This is a genomic window from Actinoallomurus sp. NPDC050550 (assembly GCF_040655075.1).
In the GTDB taxonomy this organism is placed as follows: Bacteria; Actinomycetota; Actinomycetes; order Streptosporangiales; family Streptosporangiaceae; genus Actinoallomurus.
Window position 1 is genome coordinate 14670 of record NZ_JBFAJC010000084.1, and the last position, 23545, is coordinate 38214.

Sequence of the window (23545 nt, forward strand, 5' to 3'; positions counted from 1 at the left end):
ACGCACAGCACATCACCGTGCCTTGCGACCGGTACATCGCCCAAACAGGTGATGTTCGTTCGAGGGAACACATCATCGATCACTGTCGACTCCTCTGCGTACCTCTCTTGAGCCGTCCGGGCCGTGCGGGAACGAGCCTCTTGCAAGCCGGACCGTGGCGACCTCGACACAGAACCGTCCATCGCTATGGGAGCTGGCCCGCCACGCGCCGCCGTCGTCGTCGATCACGACGCTGTCCTGGATGTCCGGTCCGTACGCCGTCTTCTCCAGCGCCGTACCGGCGCCGTTCTGCGGGGGAACGATGCTGGAGGCTGCGATCGTGTCCTCGGCGCCCACATGCCGGCGATCCGCGGCGGGCGGGCCGTCGAGGGGCGGGCCGATGCGGACCGGCGGATCGGATTCCGCCCCAGACAGTTCCTGGTACAGGCTTTCAGCGAGGCGCCCCGGCACCCGGCGACGCTGTTCCTTCACGGACTCCGGCGATCGCTGGTGATCCATCGTTCCACGGGCCGGTGACAGGTCCTCGTCAGACGTCGCCGGTGTGCTGGAAGGATTCCTGGATGCGTGCGTGCTTGTGGACGGGTCGGCACCGAGGTCACGTTCGCTCACCAGGCCCGGCAGAGGAGTGAGCGGCACGACCTCGAAGACGATCTCCGCCCGCCGGCGGTCCCGCTTAACCGCGGAGGGCCCGCGTCCACCCGACTCGCTAACGATCGTGACCGCGCCCAGCTCGTGCAGCAGCTTTTCCAGCCGGCCCTTGACCGCGTCGGCTCGCTGTTTGCCGGTGCGTTCTGCACGACCGGGGTCACCCTCCCTGCCGTTGCCGTACCCCGTAACCGTGATCACCAGGCGACGGCCGGTGTCGTCGACGAATTGCCTCGCACGCTGTGCGGCCGCGCTCACCGCGTCGCGCGCGGTGCGGTCCAGGGTCTTGGAGCGCTCGCGGAAGCTCAAGACGATCGGCTTCGGCGGTGCGGGCGCGGTTCGTACGGGTGGCGGGGCCGTCGTCGTCGGTACTGGCGGGGTCGTCGTCGGCAGTTCGGCGGGCGGTGAAGCCGGCCGCTCACGGAGACGGTCGATCTCGTCAGAGACCACCTTCTCGAACGTCTGACCCGACCGCCAGGACTCCTCTCGCAGACGACCCAGTTCAGGCTCAAGGCCGAAGGCGTCGACATCGGCACGAAGCCGATCCGGCAACGGATCGGAAAGCTGCGTCAAGTCCAGGGAGCTTCGCAGCTCTTCGTTTCTAAGCTGCTCGGGGTGGATCAGTAGCGTGACGGCGTCATCGAGGCGGAAGTAGAAACGCCTTTGCTTCTGGCCATACTTGAGTTTGCCGCGCTGTTCGGCCGAATCCAGAGTAACGGCGTAGACGATACTGGCGCGGACATGCAGATAGCGCTGGCGGGGACGGTGCAGGAGCGTGGCTCCACCCACCAGGCTATTGTTCATCACCGTGGCTCCGACGTGCTTGGACGCGGTCCGGCCGGCTGACTGGGACGGGGATATCAGCGCCGTCTCCGTCACGCTTCCGGAACCCCCGCTGGAGCGGGTCATGTCGAAGGTGTTAGCGTGCCGGGCCCGGCGGTTTTCCTCGAATTCGTGTGATAGTTCCACCCATTGCATTGCCCTGGCGTGGAACGGCACTGCCTTCACGGTAATGCGGCCGTGAGTGTCCGTGAACGGACCTCCAGCGCGAGCCAAAGGTGCCCCATATCCCTGCTCGTCCAGCATGGCGCCGAAAAATGCGGTGAGGAAGTCGGAGGACATCACATCACGCAGCGCCTCCTCTGACTGGGTGCCCCACTCAGCGAGCAACTCTGGTCCCTTGACCCTGATCGGTGACCAACTCGGGCCCGAATACCGCAGCGCGATAAGGAAACGCTGGTACATCTCACTGATCGCGGCGTCGTCGATGCTTGCGAGGACGACACCCCGCTCCCGTACCGCCTCGGAGCTGACGTGAAGCGGCCGCAATTCATTGCCGTCCTCGTCGAGAGGGAGCGGCGGGAACAGCGAGCCGATGGCCGGCAGGCCCTGAACGAGGGCGTCTTCGCCGATGTCCGTCGCCATGGCACCGGACGGGCTGAACAGCGCATCCGGAACGGCGACCCACTGCTCCAGCTCGACCCGACGGGTACCGGCCGTCTTGCCGGTCCCGACGCCGCGAACAGCGGCAAGTCCGCGGCCGGGCACCCCCAACAAGAGGCTGTTGACGGACCACGGGACCTGGGGAACAAGCCGGAGCGACACTTCGAGCGTCAATTTCCCCTTGTACACATGGGAGCCGGGCTTGAACAAGTAGAGGTCGAACTTGCTGGCACCCCCGGTGCGGGTAGCCGAGGTACCGTGTGAACGGCTCTGGGAGAGGCCGAGCGCGGGGTCGACATCGCTGACCCTGCCCCCGCCGGGGGCTACGCCAAGGGCATTGACCGAGGATCCACTCGTCGACGACTCGCCGGTCGACTCGATCGTCCAGTCGAAGGGGTTGGCATACTTTCCAACCGACAGTTCCCTGCGCGTTTCTTCAAATCGGAAATCTTCTTGGCGGATGCCTTTAATCAGCACGTAGTAAGGGGAGTCGATACCGAGCGGGGTCAGCCGCAAGCCCGTGCTCATCAACCTGGGTTCCGAGGCGAGCAGTGACGTGGGGCTGAACAACTGGTCTAGAGGCTGCACGAAGCGGCCCTGCACCGACAACGGAAGCACGAAGTTCGGGTTGTCCTGTATCCGCTTCCGTAGCCCAGGAACATGGTCGCGCAGTAGGCCGAGCACCGCATCCACGAGCGGATTGTGGCCCGGGTCGTCGATTTCCGCACCCCGGTCCGGGAAACCCAACGACTGCGTTACCCCGAACATCCGCAACCGGCGGGGGTCGATGATCACAGGGACATCGACCGGTCGTTCGGTCGGGTTCACCACCCGCCGCAGATACTCAAGCCCGTCTGGGACTTTGACCTTGCGGCGATCCCACATCTTCGCTGAGGGGCCGAACGGGGTGTTTCGCCAGTGCTCGACCTCAAAGGTGAAGACGACGTCCGCGAACCGGTGAGCATGATTCACGGGTTCGTCGATGGCGCGTACCCGACCGGCGGTCCCCCTCTGCAATTGGGCTGCCTTCCGCGTCCAGCCGCGGCCGCGGGACCAAGCCGCGTCGGATTCCGCACGTTTCTCGAAGCCGAAGTTGACGTCCACGCTCAGCGACGATCCACCGGCGCTCTGCGGTCCGTACTGCAGCGAAGGGGTCAACTCGTAGACTTCAAACAGGCCGGAGCGCACATCGCCAGGCTGCGTTTTCGATATCTGAGTCTCGGCCGTCAAGCGCAATACAAGATATTGATCACCAAAACCGGATTTGACTCGTAGCGATAGGGAATGGCTGGAGCCACCGTCCACGCCGTCCTGGACGAGGCCGAGTAGCTGCTCCGAGTCTGTAACCCAGTTGACTATCGAATCGAGTTCGTCAATGGGGAAGGCATCGGTGTCCCGCAGCATCGAGAACAGCTCGTCGGAAAGCTCCTTCGGCGCTACCAGGCCGAGCAGCTGGTCACCCGGTCGCAGACGCTCCCGTTTCTCCTTCGACACCCGGAAGGCTGTGGGATCCGTACTGGCTTCGACTTTCTTAACGTCAGTTCCAGCAGCACGCGTGGGGAACAGGAGCTGTTCCGGTACCCAGTACGCGATCCTTCCCTTCTTGATGGTATCGGTAACGCTGGCGGGATTGGGAGGAGATGACGCCGTTTGCAGTGAATCGGCCATAAAGTCCCAAAGCCGGGCCGCTCTCGGAGTACCGGAGATGACCACGCCGTCCGGCCGAGGCGGGGCGGCGGGCCGCTTGGCCGAAGAGCCAGGCCGCCGCCGGACGGAGGCTTCCGGGCCGGCGGCGGACGGCGGCCCCTTACGCTCCGACGGACCGTCGATGGTGACCGCGATTTCGAACTCGACCTCGTACTCGAACCATCGGCTGGGCCCTTCGATAGTCGGAATTCCTCCAGCGAAGCTCCAGGCCGAGTTACTCAGTGCGTCGACTCGTCCGCGCGTGCCAAGCCATCCGAATTTAAGGCCGAAGTCGTCGACGACGCCACCGGTCAGCGTTCCGGTGGGAACCTTGGCGTTTGCGTTGGCACCATAATTCACCAACGCCGTCAACGGTTGCGTGGAGGTGACCCCGAGCGGAACGGCCCGGAACACCCTCACCTGGCGGTCCTCGCGGGTTCCGGTGGACAGCGGCTTGGAATCGCGCCTGCCGATCACCGTGACGGTCGCACTGTAGCCGTTCGGCAGTTGCAACCTGCGGCGATACCCCCGAGGCGCCATCACCCGGCCACCGTGGCTGTTGATACCGTCCGGGCCAAAGTAGACCGCGACCTGTCGTTCAAGCCTGTGCTGCTCCATTGGCGTCAACGGGTCAAGGCCGCGTTCGTTGATCGCGTCGCCGGTGAGACGCATCACCGTCACCGGGATCTCACGGATGGATCGTCCGTCCAACTCGATGTACCCGGGGCCACTACCACGGTTGTCACGAATGTGCGGATGCTCCTTGGCCGCGGGCTGAGGTGCGACGGAGCGATCATGGTCGCCGATACTGAGCGGGCGCGGGGCGCCCGAATCTCGGAGGTCCGCTTCAAATGCCGGAACGTCGGCCAGCGGAACTCGGCCGTACTCAGTGCCCGACTCCGAGAACGAGACCTGGCCCGACAATTGCGGCAGGTCGGAACGCAGCACCAGAGTGAACCGTACGCCCAGCTCGTAGGCGGCGGTGAGTCCTTCCGTCGTGAGCTTCTGCCACCGAACGGTCCCCCGGGACATTTCCAGGCTGGGGACGAAGCCACTGCCGAGATTTCCGGAAAGCTTGCCGCCCAGGATCCATGACGGACCGAGGGGCAGCGTCAGTCCGATCCCCGCACTTCCACCCGCATCAATGTGGTGACTGTAGAAATCGGTAATGCGCTGATCGATCCACGTGGTCATGTCGACATCCGCGCCTGTCACGCGACGCACCGACGTCACCTCGGCTCGCAGCACCAGACCGATCGAGCCGTCGAGTCCTGGGAACTTGAACTCCTGCGAGGTATGGCCGAAACCCAGGTGGTTGGTGTACTGGCGCAGCTGATTCCGTTCACTCAGGAACAGCCGCATCTCCCGCAAGGTGTCACTACCACTTTCCATGACAGCCTCGCCGAGCCGCGTTCGTATGAAGCCCAGCAGGGGGTCCAGGAGCTTCTCCGTACCGCGGATCGACTCCAGAGCGACATACGGCCCCAAGGCGTCGCCCGGTCCGTCCCCACGAAGCATGATGGGCTGCTCCAGCCGCGGGTGCTGCGGCAGGCCGTCGCCGTCGGAGGGCACCCACGGGACGTGCGAATCAGGAAAGCCCACCTTTACGGCCAACGGTTCGGAATGCACCGTACGCACCGTCTCGGTCCGGGCCGCCAGGTATGGACGGACCGTCGCCCTCAGCCGGGCGTCCGGGTAGTTGAACCAGACCGCGTCTCCTGTCGGAGTCGTCCGCCGTCCGATGACGATCGACATTTGCCCGACGCCGTGACTCCGAGCTTTCCCGGCGCTCACCTTGAACCCAGGGACGAAGTGCAGGCCCAACAGTGAGGAGACAGGCGCGGTCGACACACCTGCGCTCCAGGTGACCGACCAGTCCCGGGAAGAGCCGGCGCGGACTTCGGCCTCCCCGTCCCATGCCTTCGCCCACTTCTCCCCCTCGTTCGGGTAGCCCGTCCCGATCACCCGGTCGGTCTCACGCACGCCCTCACTCGGCAGCGCCAGTTCGACCTTCACCTGGTAGCGTCGCCCGTTGGGCACCGTAACGATGACCTCGTCCCCGCCGTGTACGAGCCAGTCCCCCCACTCCTGGTCCCCCACTGCCTCGTGAGTCTCGGACAAGCCTTTCAGGGCGAGTCCTACGATCTCTTCGGGATGGTCCCCGAGTGCTACGGCCTCGCTCAGCACCGTTTCCAGGTGAGCGATCACATCTTCCAGATTGCCGATCCGCCCCGCCTCACCGAAGCTGCCGGAAAGGGCGAGGCCTGCGGGCAGCCCTCGAACCGGTGTGGCCTCCCGCGTGGCTCCCGACGCATCCACGTCATCGAGTGGGGCGGACGGCACCGATGCTTCGGCCACGGGCTGCGCGGGCGCCGACGCCTCCGACGCGCCGGAGGCGGCAGACGGCTCCCATACCGGCGTCGCGTACTCGACCCGCTGACCCGCCAAGCCGCCGCTTTCGATCAGCCCTTCAACGGACGTCACCTGCAGATACCCGTAGGTGTAGGTCTGGTTTACGGGACCTTCAGGGATGTAGGACGGGAACGTCCATAGGCTGAGCATTTGTTGACGGCCCTGCTCGTCGCGGGTGCCCAGACTCATCCCGACATGGTTGGGGCCGTTGAAGAAGATCCAGTGACCCGCCGGGATGACCGGCCGCTCCGGGCTATCGATGTCGTACTCCACCAGGTCGTCCCGGTAGAACCGCCTCATCAGCTCGGCTTGGTAGACGGCCTCGCCGTCGGCGTTACGCGCCAGATGACCACCGTCCAGATCACCGCGCGGATTCCTCCTGGTCGCGTCGGCGACAGCCGCGGATGCCGCCTGGGCGGCCTCCATGTGGATCCGTTGCAGCCATGCCTTGTCGACGGCTCCCGCACGGTAGGCCGCGAACAGCACGGCCTCCCAGCCGTCCATCGTCGACCACTCGTTCGGCTCCGGACCGATGTCGCGGATCCACCGTGCGAAGTGGTTCCGGTGACCCCAACGGGTCGTCTCACCGGCCAACCAGCCCGAAGCCGAATCCGGTGAGGAGGCCCCGCGCCAGCGCAGACCTCCCACCAGCCGCAGCGCCGCGTCGACCACGGTCACCGGACCGTCCTGGGCCGCCGATGCCGGCATCGAACCGGCCGTATCAGCCGACGCCGCGGAGGAGACGCCATCGCCAGAGTCCACACCGCGGTCATCGACGACGTCCTGCTCGCCCATCCCTTGCGGATTGATGACCGCATCGGCCGCCGAAGCGATGTCGTCCAGAACGATCCCGTACGCCTCTTCATAGGCCGCATCGTCTTCGAACTCGCCCGTGAGGACGGCGTCGAACTCCTGCAGAGCCACGGCCAGCCGCAGTGCCGGCTCGTTCAGCTCCGGGCCGGTTTCGGCGAGAACCCCCAGCACCCAGTCACGGATCGCGATCGACTCGTGGACGGCGGCCTCGCCCTCGGCCGGCGAGACCTCGATCGGCGCCCTCAGATCGTCCTGCTGCCCCGCCAGCAGAGCGTCCGCGATCTGCTCGGTCGAATAACCACCCTGGAACAACCTGGCCATGTCCGAACCGACGACCGGCTGAAAGCCCTGCTCCAACAGCAACTTCGGCAGCAGCACATGGACGTTCAGCCGGCGGTTCGCATCACCGAACGGGTGGATGATCTGGAGAGCCCGCACCACCCGGCCGATCGCGCGCAACCGATCGTGATCCGTACGGGCCTCGCCGATCTCCTCGTAATACCGGCTCAGGACCGTGTCGACCAGACGAGGGACCTCCGACTGGGCATAAACAGTCTGGATGATCACATTGCTGAGCTGGAAGGAATTGACGATCGCAACCGGATCTGGCTTGGGGCCATCGGTCTGGCGCTCCATGTACTCGACCGGCATCACCAGCAGCGGGCGATTGCCCACCATTTCGGTGAGCACCTCCGCATGCGGCTGGGTTCCGCGCAGCGGGAATTCGGTCGGCGGAGCGAACCCATCGCTCTGCTTTCCGCTCCAGTCGAATGTCTCGTGTAGATGAGCGGTGACGATGTCGTGCATGCGTTTGTACTCGTCCGAATCCACACGGGTGGTCGACGGCACGTCCAAGATCGCACGGTACGCATCGACCATGCCCTGTTGGAAACCGGGCGAGTCTTCAGTGTCGTAGAGGAAGCCCGGATCGGCGGGCAACTTACGCAGCGCCGTCACGTGGTCTCTCGGATCCAGGTAGAGACGCCACCACAGGTCCTCCGGCAGCACCGCCGACAACGGCTCGGCCCGTTCCAGGACATCAGGCGCCGGGGCGGGAGACGGAGCGGGCGTGCCGGCGGGCGTCGGGTGGGCGCCCTCGGCGGGGCCTTCCGACTGCGGCTCGACGAGCGGCAGCCCGAACGCCTGCCCGCCACCGATGGGCGTCAGGTAGACGTGTGAACCATCGGCCGACATCGTGTACGCCACCAGCGCGCCCTCATCCAGGCTCGCGCGCAGCCCCTCCCAGCCGGCGAACCGCTCGATCCGGCCGTCCTCACCCCGCAGATACACACCCGTGGCAACATGCACGAAACCGCCGCCGTACCGCGCCCAGCCATCCGGCGACAACCGCTCCCCACCCGGCAACTCCACCCAACCGGCATCGCTGACCTCGTACCGATGCGTCCCCTCCCGGCCCGACGCCCCCCGCACGAGCGTGTGCCAGCCATCACGCTGCTTCCCCTTACCACCCAGCGCCTCGGCAGCCATCTCCCGGACACCACCAGGCCCCGGCTCCCACGCCCCGACACCACTCTCCCCAGCCTCCGCACCACCCAGCGCCGCAACCCCACCCCCGCCACGAAGCCCCGACACTCTGCCCGTGGTCATGAGATCGGCAATCCGCCCCGCGAGGATCGATATCGGCGCGTTCCAGACCCCAGACGGCAGCCGGTCGTAGTAGAAAAGGACGTTCTCAGCAGCCAAGCGCTCAGCCGTACCGCCCGGCCGCGCCCGGGCCGCGAGTACCGAATTGACCTCCCGCGTGAGCTCATTCGCCCAGGCAACAGACCGCGGTATCAAAGTGGTGCCCGGCCCGGCCGTCGCAGATGCTGGCTCGGTGCCGGGATCGACCCACACCTGCACCCGCCGGTGCCGCTCCTCCGCAGACCCCGCAGACCGCTCGAACGGATAACCCGAACCGCCGAACCTCCCACGCGACCCCACGTCGTACGCGACCACATCCTGCGCAAGCCCCCGCAGGGCAAGCTCCCGGTCCACCTTCCGGCTCAGCTCGCCCCTGACCGCTTCCGCACGATCAATCCCCGTCGAACTCCCCGACACCCAATGGCCGCCACCACCATTGATATGCACGACGACAGCCCCGCCCCCGGCCGCGACCCGCCGAGCAGCCGCCCGACCCACGAACTCCGCAAAACCATCAAGCGCCGCCGACTGGCCCGACTCGCGACGGTGGTGCTCCCCACTCGGGAACCGCACCTCGATGCCGGCCCCACGAAGCATGCCGGACTCCCGGTCCAGATCGCGGGCCACCTGTTGGAGCCACGCGTTGTCCGCTTGGACTTCAACGAGGCTCTTGTAGTCGGGGCCGAGACGGCGGACTTCCAACACGACCAGCGGGTCCCAAGGCCGGCGCCCGAAGTTGTCGTCCATCCTGGGCAGTTGGGTACCGACCCACAGCGCATCGTCCTGGGCGATCAGCCGACTCCGGTCCAGGATCGGGACCAGCGCGTTGTCGAGGTACCTCCCGATCGTGCGCGGCGCCTCATACTCGTATCGCCAAGACTTCGCGAGCAGGTTGGCCGACGGCGACACCCCCGCTCCCTGCAGCGCGGACTGGTTGTCATTCCGATAGCGACCCTGGAAGCGCGCGCCGATCCACTCCGCGTTGTCCTCCAGGAACTGCCGCACCTTGCCCGGCAGCGACTTCCGCATCACCGACAGCGCGACGCGCGAGACGACCAGCGTATTGTTCTTCGGAATGTTCCTCCCCCCGGTGAGATGATCCAGCTTCGCCGCGACCTGCGTGTACACCAGGGTGGCGTAGTTGCGGATGGTCGCGATGTCCGGGTGGCGGGTCGCGAGCCGGTCTACAAAGCGGCTCGCCTCGGCGCGCATATCTTCCACATCCGCGAACCGCGCGGCGACCTTGTCACCGAAGGCCAGCGCGCTCCGGGCGTGCCTCATCGCCGACCAGTAAGGGTGGGTGTTCTCGTTAGCCTCGGCGATCGTTCTCAGGAACTTCCGGACTCCGGTCATCGGCACGCCCACCGTGAAGTGGGTGTAGAGCTGCCCTGGGTCGATGTCCTCCATGAGCGTGGCGGTCCTGGCGTGCGGGTGCACGACCACGCCCGGGACATCACCGAAGATCTGCGCGATGCTCGTGCCGGGGCGGGCGTTCCCCAGCCGGTCCAGTACCGATGAGATCGTGTCGAACGCGACTGCGGGCTCCATCCAGCCGGTCTCACCGTCCAGGGCGTTCGCCGGGTTGAGCACGACCTCGACGATCGGCACGAAAGCACGGTTCGGGCCATGCGGCGAGTAGTCGATGACCAGCCGGTAATTAGGCGTCGTGATCAGGTCTACGTATCCCGGGTCCGGACCGCCGACCTCGAGGCCGGTCTCCGCCTCCACCCCGATCGCGCCGCCGCGTTGCCTGGGCACCTCGCCCAAGGCGATCTGGTGCGCGAGGTCGTTGGCCAACCCCTTGACGTCCGTGGGCCCGCCGTGCGGTACCGCACGCAGCGCCTCCTCGACCCGTGCACGGTCGACCTGCCCACCGGTCCAGCGCTCTCCGAACTTGCCCAACTCGGAGTTGACATCGCTGACCAGATGATCCGTCACCACCATCCCCGCCCGTACACCATTCCCCCCGGACAGCGCCGCGTACGCACTGTCGGCAACGCCGACAGACGAGGGCTCCACCGGGACGGCGGACGCCGGGTCCGACCGCCGGCTCTCGCTCCGAACGTCCTGCGTCGAAGACCGCGCCTGAGCGGGCGGTGGTACCGGTTCCGCCGTCGTGCCGGCGGGCGTCGGGTGGGCGCCCTCGGCGGGGCCTTCCGACTGCGGCTCGACGAGCGGCAGCCCGAACGCCTGCCCGCCACCGATGGGCGTCAGGTAGACGTGTGAACCATCGGCCGACATCGTGTACGCCACCAGCGCGCCCTCATCCAGGCTCGCGCGCAGCCCCTCCCAGCCGGCGAACCGCTCGATCCGGCCGTCCTCACCCCGCAGATACACACCCGTGGCAACATGCACGAAACCGCCGCCGTACCGCGCCCAGCCATCCGGCGACAACCGCTCCCCACCCGGCAACTCCACCCAACCGGCATCGCTGACCTCGTACCGATGCGTCCCCTCCCGGCCCGTCGCCCCCCGCACGAGCGTGTGCCAGCCATCACGCTGCTTCCCCTTACCACCCAGCGCCTCGGCAGCCATCTCCCGGACACCACCAGGCCCCGGCTCCCACGCCCCGACACCACTCTCCCCAGCCTCCGCACCACCCAGCGCCGCAACCCCACCCCCGCCACGAAGCCCCGACACTCTGCCCGTGGTCATGAGATCGGCAATCCGCCCCGCCAGCGTCGGTGTCGGCGCGTTCTGGAGCCAAGCCGGCAGTTGGTAGTAGCGGGACATGACCGTCTCGCGGGCGACCATGACGTTCGATCCCGCCCTACGGCTGTACTCCCAGCTGACCGCCTGCGTGAGCGCGTCCCAGGCGGGTTGCACGCTCGTCACCTGCGGTATCACACTGGCGCTCGGCCCGGCCGCCGCGGGAGCCGGGGCAGACCTCACCGGCGTCCGCGACACCCCCAAGTTGTTCTCCTGTTGACGCAGCCCGCCGATGATGCGATCGACGCTGCGGAAGAAGGCGCGCCGGTCAGCGCTTTCGGTGCTCTCCCCCTGCCCGGCGAGATGGGCGCGCACGGTGTCCCGTACCGCTTCCATCGCTCTCCGCAGCTCAATCGCCGGCCGCTCACCGCGGTCAAAGTCGTGCAGGGCGAGTACGGCGTCCGCGATCCGATTGCTGGTGACCCCGCCCCGGCTGATCGGCCGGCGGAGCGGCTCGAGTCCCTGCGCGACGGTGGAGCCGAGGACGCGGCGGACATCCGACACCAGGTCCGAGCCGAGCGGACTCGCGCCAAGGGACCTGAGCGCCTTCGTCAGCGCGCGGACATGCCGTCGGCCATTCAGATCTGTGTCGTTAAGACGGATCTTGGATGCCGTCTCATAGGCGTTCTTAGCGAAATCGGCGACGACCCCGAGACGCGACTCGACTTCGTTCATCGTCATCAACAGATTACCGAGGTACCGCCACTCGACCAGGACCAGCGGGTTGCTCAGCCGGCCCTCGTTGTCGTCGAGCGATTCGAAACTAGTGAGCACGTTCATAGCTTGGCTCTGATCCACATGGACGCGCCGAAGATCCGGCGGCAACAGCATGCTGTCCACGTAGTCGCCCACAGTGACGCCGTCCTCGTTGTCCAGCCCGAGCGTGAAGACATCGCGATGCCTAGGGTCGCGCGCCTTGACCAGGCCCTCTATCTGGTGACCGAATCGGCGCCAGATGGTCTTCCTCAGACTGGCCTTGATGTGCTCGGCGTCGGCCTCGAGGAACTCCTTGGCCTTGGCGGGTAGCGATTCGCGTATCGCGGAGAATGAGGTCCGGAGTGCACCGAGCACCTTATTCTTGGCCCTCGCGCCGGTCACCTGGACATCGATCTCGGCCATCACGTGGGTCACCAAGATCACCATGGCCGCACGGACCGCGGCGACACCCGGCACGTGGTCCATCGCGGGAACCGCGAACCCGTCGATGGGGCCGCCGACGAGCCTCGCGGTGAATCGGCTTCTGACGTCCGCGCCGATGTCCAGGGCGTCCTCGTAATACGCCCGCAGCGGCTCCGAGCGATGGTATTCGGTGATCAGTTGGAAGAAATTCGGAACGCTCGTCAGCGGAATCCCGACCGTGATCTGCGGCTGGAATACGCCGCGTTCCGAGGGTGCTCTGAGGATGGTGATGTCCGGCCCATCCGCGTCGTACACCCGCCGACCGTTTTCCGGGAAAAGTTGCATCAGCGGGGTGCCATGGTCGGTCACCTTCGGACGGCCTCCGTGGGCCTCCGCCCGTTGAAGCGTCTCCACCGTGCGGCGGACACTTTGCATCATTTCGGCGATGCTCCACCGGTCGTCCTCCTCCCCGTCGATGATGCCCGCCGGATAGGTGATTATCTCCACGACCTTGACGGATCTCATCGCCACCGGCTGTAGGCCGGATGCTTCCGCCTCCTCCCAACTCGAGAAGTAGCGATCGCCGGCGACCAGCACCTTCCATGTGTCGGTCCTCAGGGCGACGCCGGCATCCGGATCCTCCACCAGTTCAATGTCTTCCCTCCCGATGGGCCGGCCGTCTTCCCGGTGGACGAAGAAATGTGTCTCCAGCTCAACGCCCACGCGCCCGTACTTGAGGTCACGCGACGGATCGAGAAGCACGTTCACCATGCTCCTCGCCGCCGGCACGGCCTGGTCCGGAACCACCGCCCGGCCCGAGGCATCGACCACGATCGCCCTGGCACCGATCACGGGCCTGGACGGCACATCCGTGATCGGCCTGACCCTGCTTCCGGCAGCGGCCTGGGTCTCGACCCGGAACACGTGACCATCGTGGTTCAGCAGGACGAACCCGTGGCTTGGATGGTGCTCTCCGGGCGGTGACGTGAGCACGAACGCCGCCGCCCCGGGTCCGATGTCGCCGATGAGGTCGGCGACATCGGCGAGCGAGTCGTCCACGAGCCGCCAGTCACCGCCCAGCGCGGCGGCGAGGGCGTCCTGGGGCCGCCCCGACTCCAGCGCCGCATCGTCCCGCACCACCGCCGGGCGGCCGAAGAGACCCTCGCGCACTGTTTCCAGGCGGCTGACGCAGTCGGCCGCGGTTCCGTCGTACGGCGGAAGCATGTCGACGAGCCGGTCCTCCAGGCTCGCGCTGGCGTCATCGACCGAGTGCGGGCCGGCCTCGTGGGCGGCTGGTACGGCGGGCGTCTGGTGGGCGCTGTGGGCGAGACCTGCCGACCCGATCACCGGCTGCGGAAGACCGTTGTCAGACGGGCCGGGCAGCGCAGCGATGGCCGCCGGGGTCACGGGCGGCGTGCCGGGCTCGTCGCCGAGCGGAGGCTGGTCCAGCAGCAGGTTCGGGTTCTCGGCGAGGAGCCGCGCCACGACGGTGGCCGGCAGCATGCCGACCAGGCCGTCGGGGATCGCGACGACGACGCGATGGCCGTGTGGGCCGGTGATGTGGTACTCGGCTTCGAAGACGTAGTAGTCGAAGTCGCCGGTGCGCTGGCGGTTGGACTCGACGTAGTCGCCGGTCGAGTTCTGCTTGACGCGAGTCGTCTTGCCGCCCCGGTCGGCAGTGCCTCCGGGATCCAGCAGCGGGTGCTCCGCGCCCTCCTCCAGCGGCCGGCCGACCGCATGGCCGAAGTCGAACTCGGCGCCGGCGCTCCAGCTCCGGTGCTCCTCGTGCGCGCGTTCCGGCTCGGCGGCGTGCTCGGGGAAGTTGAGCACGGTGAACCTCGCCTGCTCCTGCTCCAGCTCCAGCCGCCGCGCCCGGGCCGGCACGAGCTGCACGGTCAGGTGCTTGCCGTTCATAAGCGGGATGCGGTACGTGCCGGCCAGCAGCGCGGCGATGTTGGCGCGCAGGTTTCGCTCGTTCAGGGCGAGGTCGAGGGTGAGTCCGTTCTGGGTGCCGGGCGCGAACTCCGCCACGATCGGCTCGACGCCGCGCGCCACCGCCCGCTGGTCGACGCGGCGCCACGGGACCGCCGCGAGCTGTGCCCACGGCGGCAGCGTCTCGGTGCCCGGCATCGACAGCGCCTGCACGTGCTCGCCCAGGGCCGTCGCCAGCGCCGAGGGGGCCGGCGCCGGTGTGCGCGCGACGACCGGTGCGGGCGCCGCAGGTGACGTCGCACCGGCGGCCGCGGGCGGCCGGGCCATCGTCGTGGTGAGGTGGGTCGGCACGAGGACCGCCGCCCCGCCGGGCACCTCTCTCGTCGCCGCCGAGGGGTGGTCGGGCGGGAACAGGCGCTGCCACATCCGGCGGCTCTCGCCCCGGGTCAGCACCTCGACCAAAAAAGGCGCGGCGGCAAGCACCTGCCCAGCCCGGCGGGTGAGCTCATCCGGCGTGTACCGGTGGAAGACCTCGATGTCCCACCTGAGCGTGTGCGTGAACTCCTGGGCGGTCTCCTGGGTGGTGTCCTGCGCGGTGGCGCGCCGGATGTCGCGCTCGACGGTGGTCCTGCCCACCTTCGACCGGCCGCTGTACTCATAGCCGACGCTCAGCCCACCGGCCGGCCGCAGGCCGTACGGCGCGCTCGCCCACCGGCCGTGCACGAAGGCCGAGAACCAGCGAGAGCGGCCGCCGCTGCTGGCCTGGCCTTCCTGCTTGAAGCCCTGCCCGCCGGTCGTCACCTTGACGTCAGGCCGGGGCCGCCGGTACGCGACCTGCTCCTCCCGGGCCGTGACGCGGATCCCGGTATGCACGGTGCCCGTCGTCCGCGGAGACAGGCCCATGTGGCTCCACGCGCCGTAGTCCATCCAGTGCTTGGCCGGGACATTGAAGACCTGGCGGATGCCGCCCCGCCGCGCGATGCCGTACTGGGCGCGGATCGCCTCTTCGGAGAACGCCGTCTCGACCGCGCGCAAGAGTTCCGGATCGGCGCCCAGGCCGAGGATCGCGGTGATGGCGCCGAGCACCTTGTCCGCGTCGATGTTCTCCACGTGCGCTACGGCCAGCGCGAGGTTCTCGTCCACGTAGTGCCGCTCGCCCCGCTTGACGGGCAAGTCGTCGCGGGCCGGGACGGGCAGGCCGTGGTCGGCCGCGCGCACGTACGGCACGAGGATCTCCATGCCACGGTCGATCTTCACGTGCCGGGCGACCGTGTACGACAGCGGCGTGGGTGTACCGCGCCGCTTCTTGCGCAGCACCTTGTCCTTGGGCCGCTCCGGGAACCCGCGCCGGCGGCGCCAGCGCCGGTACTCGATCGTGTACACCAGGTCAGCGCCGACCAGCTCGCTGTCCCCGCTGTAGGTGCCCAGATTGAGGTCCAGGCCGCCGCCCAGCTCACCGCGGTGCCGCGCCCACGACGCGCCACCGCCCCCGGTGAGGCCGCCCGAGATCTGGCTCGCCGCCTTATTGCTGGTCGTATGTTCGCCCTCCGCAGCCGGGGTCCCGCCGATCCGCCCGACCCCGCTGAGGCCGCCGGCGACGTGGACCGTGTCGGTGACGTCGTTCTCCTCGCCGAAGCGAAGGTCGGCCTCGGTGTACTGCTCGAGGGTGCCGCCCTTGACCGTCTTCTCGTGGCGGGCGTTGAAAGGCCGCGCCCGGACGCGGGCCTCCTGCTGCCATCCGTCGGCGGTCCGCGGCAGCGGAATCAGCAGGCCCCGCTCGCTCATGGCGGTCCGGACGTTCGCCTCCAGGAACGTCTGCGTGCCGGCACGCAGGATCCGCTCGGCCACGCCGTACCTGCCACCGGACGGCACGATCTTCGCGAGCACTTGCTGGAACGCGTCCGCCTTCGCACCGCCCGCCCACGACACCTGGTTGGGCCGAGCCACCATCTCCGCGAGCTGTGTCGAGACCTCACTGACGCCGATGAGACCGACCTGGATGCCGGACAGCCCCTCCTTCGTCAGATCGAACTGCTCGCCTGTGTCCAGCCCCGGTCGGGCGGCCAGCCGCCGGACACCCTCCTCATCCAGCGGACCTTTCTCCACCGTGACCCGGCCGAGCTCGAGCAGCTCGTCGGCGGGCACCGGCGTGTCCGGCAAGTGCGCGTCGGACACGGTGACCGCGGTCCAGTACCCGTCCCCGGACAGCTCCCGTACCTGGGCCGCGACCACGCCCTCGAACCCCCGCCGGGTCGTGACCGTCAGCGTGTAGGCGGTCTCGTACTCGAACCGGGTGACGCCTCCGGCGGTCCGGTCGCGACGGTACTCCTTGACCCCCGTGCTGTTGATGACCTTGTGCACCCAGGAACGCTTGTAGTCCGCCTTGAACGCGTTGATGTCCAGCTTGAACAGGTGGGCCAGCCTGGCCCGGAACCGGAAGTCGGCGCCGGCGCCGAGTGTCAGGCCGCGCTTCTCCTCGACGTCCACCGCCGCGGCGTTCTTGCGCTGGGAGTCCAACGTGACACCACGCTCGGCCACCGGTTCCCGGCGCAGCTCGCGCAGCTCGGCGTCCAGCGCGGCGGTGAACTTGTAGCCACCAACCTCGACCTCGTGGGCGACGCCACCGTCGATCAGGTTCGGGTAGGCGCCGCGCAGCCCCGGCACCCCGAACTTCATCGCCAGCACCCGGGCCAGGTGCTGCCGCTCGACCTCCGAGAACTTGTCCGCGACACCGGCCGAGCGCATCTGGTGCTCCAGCGCCTTCTGCGCCTCCGGGTACGCCTGTTCCAGACCGGGCGTCTCGCGCACGATGCCGCGTCCCAGGCCCTTCCGGGCGGCCAGTGCCCTCGGCTCGCGCGGGTGCACCTCATGACGCCACGGCCGCAGCGGGCCATGCGCGGTGCCTTCCCCGTCGATGACGAACCGCCGCTCCGGCGGCACGTCGACGCCGTGATCGGGCCGCTCCGCCGGTTCGGCCGCCTCGCGGCCATCCCCGGCATCCTCGGTCGCGAGTCGCCGGCCATCCGCGGCCACCATGTGGATCCAGGGCCTCGCCCGCAGCATGGCGACGGCCCCCGCCAGCGAATCGTCCGATCGTGCCTTGTCCAGCCGCCGGTTCAACGCGTCGCTGAGCTGGACCTGCGGCACGCCGCCGCCCGCGATGAAGTCGGCGACGACGTCCATTCCAGCCGCCCGCAGCGCCTGGTCCAGCTCGTTCCCGCGCCCGGTCTCCTCCCGCGCCGACGGGGACTCGGCCCGGGCCGCGTCCTCCTCCTGGCTCCCCGCCTCAGCCGATGGCGACACGGCGGCGGGGTTGGGCACATACCCGCGCGGCGCCCGGACGCCCTCCCGCGGTGCCCCCATGAAGATGGCGCCTATGACCCCGGCCTCATCGTCCACGACGTACCGCCAGGACGCGTTGTGGCCGGCGGCGTCGTCCCGCCAGACGAGTTTCGAGCTCTCCTCGTCCATCAGGACCCAGGTGACGTCGCCGTACCCGAGGAGCAGTTTGCGCCAGCCGGCCGACCACGGCAGCCCGGTGGGCGCCAGGCCGTCGTGGTACTTCGGGGGCAGGGCGATCTCGATCGGCCCGCGGTCGGCCAACCGGAGCAGGTCGGCGACGCCGCGCACGCCGCCCTGCGGGAACGGCGCGGGCGGAGTGCTTCCGCCGAACCTGTCCCTGAGCCACTGGGCGAACCCGCGCGGGGGCCGCGGCGGCAGCTCGGGCGCCCGCTCCGGCGGAGAGGCGGGTACCTCGAACTCGCCGTCGGCCACGAGCCCGGAACCGGTGGGCTTCCCGCCGAGGGCCCGGCGTTCGAACTCTTTCGCGTGCTCGTGGCCGATACCGAGCTCACCGAGAACCGGCCGGGTGACGTTCACCTCGCCCTTGTCGGACCGGAGGGTGACCGTCATGAGGAACTCGGTCCGGTAGCGGACCAGGCGGTCCTTCCGCATGGTCGCGTTCTTGGCCTGGCCTTGCGCGCCGACGGTGTGTCCGTAGCCACGCGCCGAGGACACCTTCGGCAGGTCGACGCTGGGCGTGGCCAAGTGGTCGCCGATCTCGACGCCCAGCGCGACCCCCGGCGTGACGCTCGCCGAACTCTCGTGCTCGCCGCCGTCGCGGAACATCGCCGTGTCCGCGATGTCGTTGCGGATCAGCACCTCCTGCTCGGTCGTCGTCACATAGCGCACCGTGTGCGGCCGGGCGCTGATCTCCAGATGCCCGTTGAACGACGACCGGCGGGACAGCTTCACGCTCAGCAGGCCCGACACCCAGCTGTCGGTCAGCCACCACTGGCTACGGTCCTTCAGCGTCTTCTCGTTCAGGTACTCCTCGGCGATCTCCTGGCGGATCTCGTCCACGGCCTTTGCCTGCAGCCCGAGCTCCTCCAGCGCCTTGGTCACCGCGTCCAGCAGCTCTGTGGGCGCTGCGGCGTTGACCGCGTGGTCCAGCCCCTGCAGCACCGTCGGCTCTACCACCCGCACGGTCGGATGCCCGCCCTCACCAGGCCGCTCCTCGGCGGCCGGCACCTCGGCGGGAGAGGAGTACACCGTCGGGAACTCCAGCCGCGCCCGGCCGGGCAGCACGAGGTCACCCTTCGCCACGCGGTTCACCGTCGCCGCGACCCGGATCCGCGCGGTGAAGGCGTGGGTCGCGTTCGCGATGACCCGGTTCCCGGCCTGCACCTCCATCGCGATGCTGCGCCCGGAAGAGTAGCCGCTCTCCGTCCCGACCTTCACCGACGGCGACACGTGCGACACGCCGCCGTGCGCCGCCGCCGCGAGGAACAGCAACGGCTCCACCCCGCCGGCACCGGCGTTCTGGTGCTGGCGCGACTCGCCCTCTTTGTACGAGGTGTCGCCGTACTTGCTGAAGAAGTCCTGGCGGTCGGGGTCGGCCGGCTCCTTGCTCGGCGGCGCGTGGTCCAGCTCCTCGGCGGAGAAGGTCAGCTTCACCCGCATGCCGCCTACGAGGATCAGCTTGCCGTGGCGCAGCAGCCGCTCCCACGCCCGGGGATTCTCATCCCGCAGCACTGCGATGATCCGCTTCCGCACCTCCGTGGCCGTCGACGCCCTCCTCCCGGCGGTGACGGCGGTGAGCCACCTATCCACGCCCGCGTCGAGCCCGCCGGACGGCACGGACTCGCGTGTCACCTCCGCCATCGACGACACACCGCCGTCGCCGAACCCGCCGTGGCGCGCGTACCAGGGCGGCAGCGGCGTGTCCCCCGCGCCGGCGGGCGCGGCCGAGGAGTCCGCCCCCGGCGGCGCCGCTAGCACGGGTGGCGCGCCGGCCGTGAGCCGGGTCTCCACCCGCACCCGGCCCCGGTCGACGGGCCGGCCGGTGAGGATCTGGACAGCGAAAGCGACGTTCGTCCGTACGGTCCGCTCGGCCTCGGGCACACCCAAGTCGTTGAGGTGGGCCACCAGCCTGTCGAGGAACAGCTCCTCAATCGCCGCCCCGGTCGTGTACGCCGGCGTCAACCGGTTCCTCGCGCCGCGGCCGACGGAGATACGGACCGCCGGCGCGGACGCCCCGGCCCCCACGTTCCGCGTCAGAGCCTGCGCGTACTCGTCCACCAGCCGGTTCAGGTCCGCATCGGCGGCCGCGTCGAGCCGGACGCTGCGCCCGGACAGACCCAGCTCGACCACGCGATCGGGTTCGAACTCCGCCGTGTCGTCCGGACGCAGGCCGGGAAGCAGGCTCGGCAGCGCATTCGTGCGGGCGCTGGCGGGAACACGCCCATCGACCGAGGTCCGGGAGGCCTCGCCCGATCCCGTACGAGAGTCCCCCGCCTCCCGCGTTTCCGTACGCGGGGACGCGACCCCTCCCGCGGACCTGTCCGGCTCCGTCACGTCCTCCGCTGACGTCGGATCGGGCAGCACCCGCGAATCCGAGGGAGCCGATACCCGGTCCCGCCGCGGTGCGTGGGCCACCAAGGCGGCCGGCCCATGGAACGGCCGGCCACCGCTGAATGCCGCGACGAGCCCACGCAGCCGCGTCGTCCAACTCCTCCAGCCCCGCCTGGCCGGTGCCGTGGGGAGAGGCTCTTCGGACGGGAGTGCGGTCGGCGACTGGGAGAGGGCCTCCTTCTGCACGGCCGCCTGAACCTCAGCGACCGGCTCCTCCTGTTCGGGGGCCTTCTGCGCCGCGTGCTTGTACAGCACCGGGACGACCTCGACGCCGAGGTGCCTGCTCAAGTCCTCGGCCACGTTGGCAGTCCAGCGGGCGGCGTCCTGCGGGTCGAGGTTCGGCCGGACCTTCTTGCTCATGTACCGGCCGGACTTGTCGTTGACCTCCCAGCGCCGCCCCTCGGCGTTCCACCGCAGCTCGCCGCTGATGCGCGCGGACCCGGGCACCGCCGCGCCGTCCTCGGTAAAGCTCGCCGCGATGGTCGGGTGCGCCACGCCGCCGAGGGCGTCCTGCAGATGCTCTACCTGCGAGAACTCCTCGTCCCCAAAGCCTTCGTGCAGCCGCCGCCACTCGTCCGCACGGAGAGCCGACATTATCTCTTCGCTGCCGAGGCGGATCTGCCCGTCCTCGTCGACGACGTAGTGCCAGACCGCATCGGGCCGGTCGTCGAGCAGCCACGCCGGGAAGTCCTCCAGCCGGAACCACAGCGGGTTCAGCCGCGCTTGCTCCGAGTTCTGCGGGTCGAGTTCGTGCGGCTTCACGACCTTGGGCGGGACCGCCTTGCCGTACCGGGCGTCGAGCTGCTCCGGAGCGTGCTCGGATCCGGCGGTCGTCGAGCGCTCTCCGGCCTGCGCTTCCTCCGGTGTCGTGAGGGGACTCGTGGCGGACGCCTCTGCCGCCGCCATGCGCGCCTCGGCGGCGGCCGGCTCCTCGTCGGCGGACCGTATGGCGTGCTCGTCGACGCCGAGCGGATGTTCGCCGCGGTGACCCTCCGGGATCAGCTCCGCATCGCCGGAAGGCGGTGCGGATGGCTGATCCTCCACCGGCCCGGTGTCCGTCGCCACCGAAGCCACGGCCGCTCCGCCGGCCGGCCTCGCCTTCGGGTTCCGCACCGTCGTGGCCGCGGACTCTAGCCCGCCTGGGAGCGGTGGTCGCCCGACGGAGGATGTAACGCTGGGGTCGGAGACGAGTGCTGGTGGGCGCTGGTCTCCGGGGCGATAGAACAGCAGCCCGATCTTGTCTGCGTCGGGGCGCAGGGCGGCCAAGGCGCCGGCTTGGCCGTCGATGAAGACCACCCCATCGTTGGAGTGGATGACGTTGATCAGGTGAGCGCTGTTATCGGGGCCACCGATGTAGACCACGCCACGGCTGCCGGGCTCGCTGTCGATGCGCGAGATTATGTCGTCGTAGCTTGACACCGGGACCCATTGGCCCTGGTGTTGGCCTTTGAGCCGAAACGCGCCGTAAAAGCCGCGGATGCTGGTGGGTGGGATCCGTACCGCGGTGTCGCCGCTGATCATACGGTCGACGGCCAGAACCGCCTGGTTGTAGTTCGGCGTGCCGCGAGTGGGGTTGAGCTGGTCCAGGACCGGATACTGCCGACTGGTAAAGGTGGCCAGATCGGCCTGTGCGGCCTCGCGCTCGGCCGGTTCCGTGTGGGTGCGCCAGGTCTCGGCGCTGATCGCGGGAAGCGCGGTGACTCCCGGGATCGACCGGTTGATCCGCGGCCACTGCCCGCGCCCGGACACCGCCGGTTCATCGGCCTTCTCGGCGGGGAACTGAATCTGGTCATACAGGACCTGTTCATCGCCGTACTCGACGTCAGAAGGCAGCACCCCCTCCGGCAGCGCTGGAGGCTCCGGCAACGACCGCGGCCCTCCAGCCGCGGGCCCGGAAGGCCACCACCAGCCTTGTGACGGGACCTGCGGCGGCATGGGCGCGACGCTCTGAGCCGGCTGCAACGCATCAGCGATACGCCCCGCTTTTTCCTCCATTACCAGAAGGCGGATTTCAGGAGCCGAGGCGTAAACCGCATCAATATGCCCTTCCGTCGCCACGCCCTGCAGCCCGCGCCGCCGAAGGTCCTCATTAACAAGCGCCATCAGACGCTGCCTCTTGCGACCGTCGAGCGGCAAATCCGGGAACCCGGTGCGGGCGCGTATAGGCATCGGACCACCGAAATCCCGATAGACCTCATCCAATCGCCCAAAAATAGGATCACCCTCGGGAACCAGCCCATAAACCCGGAGGACGAAAAATTCAGCCACAAACTCGGCCGGGGTCACCCCACGACGGGCATATTCGCTTACATATCCAAATAGATCCGGTAGCGTTGCATCCCGCATTGCAACATTTGAAAGAAGGGGGTGATTGTATCGAATATCATGGAGTAGATGGCCGAGTTCATGAACGATGATCGCCGTAGAATATTCAACGATCATCCCGGGCACAACACTAGGGCCAACGTCTGAATAAAGCGGCATCCTTTCATCGTCAGGAATGCCGGGTGACTGAATGTTCACACCCAACGCACCATGATAAGGAAAGGCGCGAGCTTCAGGCACTTTTTCGTCGTTGATTATCGCAACTTTAAGTCGCCCACGAGGCCGCCCTGTGGAGGTAAAAGGCTCCACGACTTCCAATCGCAACGACCTTGCATATTTAGGCATAAAAACATCGAAGTCGGGGACGAAAAACCCCGCCGCTTGCACCCTAGAAACCGCAAGCACCACATTCTCGACTACTACATCAATCAGTCTATCCGGGATAGTCGGATCGTGACTAAGTTGCACACGTACGGGGTATTCTTGCGATCCAGATATGAGAGCCTTTTCTGACCACCTGTCCAGAGGTGTATTTATGTCATGATTTACACTTTTATCCCGGCGCGATAGATACGCTTCCAACTCTGGATACTGGTTCGCAAACTCGGCATCTTTGAGTGCTTCACTGATGAGATAATCCGGAACCCCCGGCGCCAAAATCTCGCGAGATTTTGCCGCAAACTCCATAAAGAAGCCTACATTGCCGTCTACCGACTGCTCATAACTCACGAAGTTCGGCAGTTTGTAGACGTGGCGGGCGAGTGTGGGCTCAAGGTCCAGATCTAGCTCTTCTGGTGGCTGGGTTTCCCTCCCCCACCATCTCGGGGTTCCGGGTGCTTGCGCCACCGCGTGGGTGAGCTTGGTCTCGTGGTCGGTGACGGGCCGCCTCGCCGAGGGCGGCAGC

General features: G+C 67.9%; 1 protein-coding gene. It reads right to left on the minus strand.

Translation table 11 applies throughout. From position 1 onward, the window contains the following. Positions 1–72 precede the first annotated feature (72 nt). The gene (locus tag AB0I04_RS51620) at positions 73–23370 is read right to left on the minus strand and encodes a hypothetical protein (RefSeq protein WP_360903135.1); all 23298 of its coding nucleotides are present in this window, start codon (positions 23368–23370) and stop codon (positions 73–75) included. Between the last annotated feature and the right edge of the window lie 175 nt (positions 23371–23545).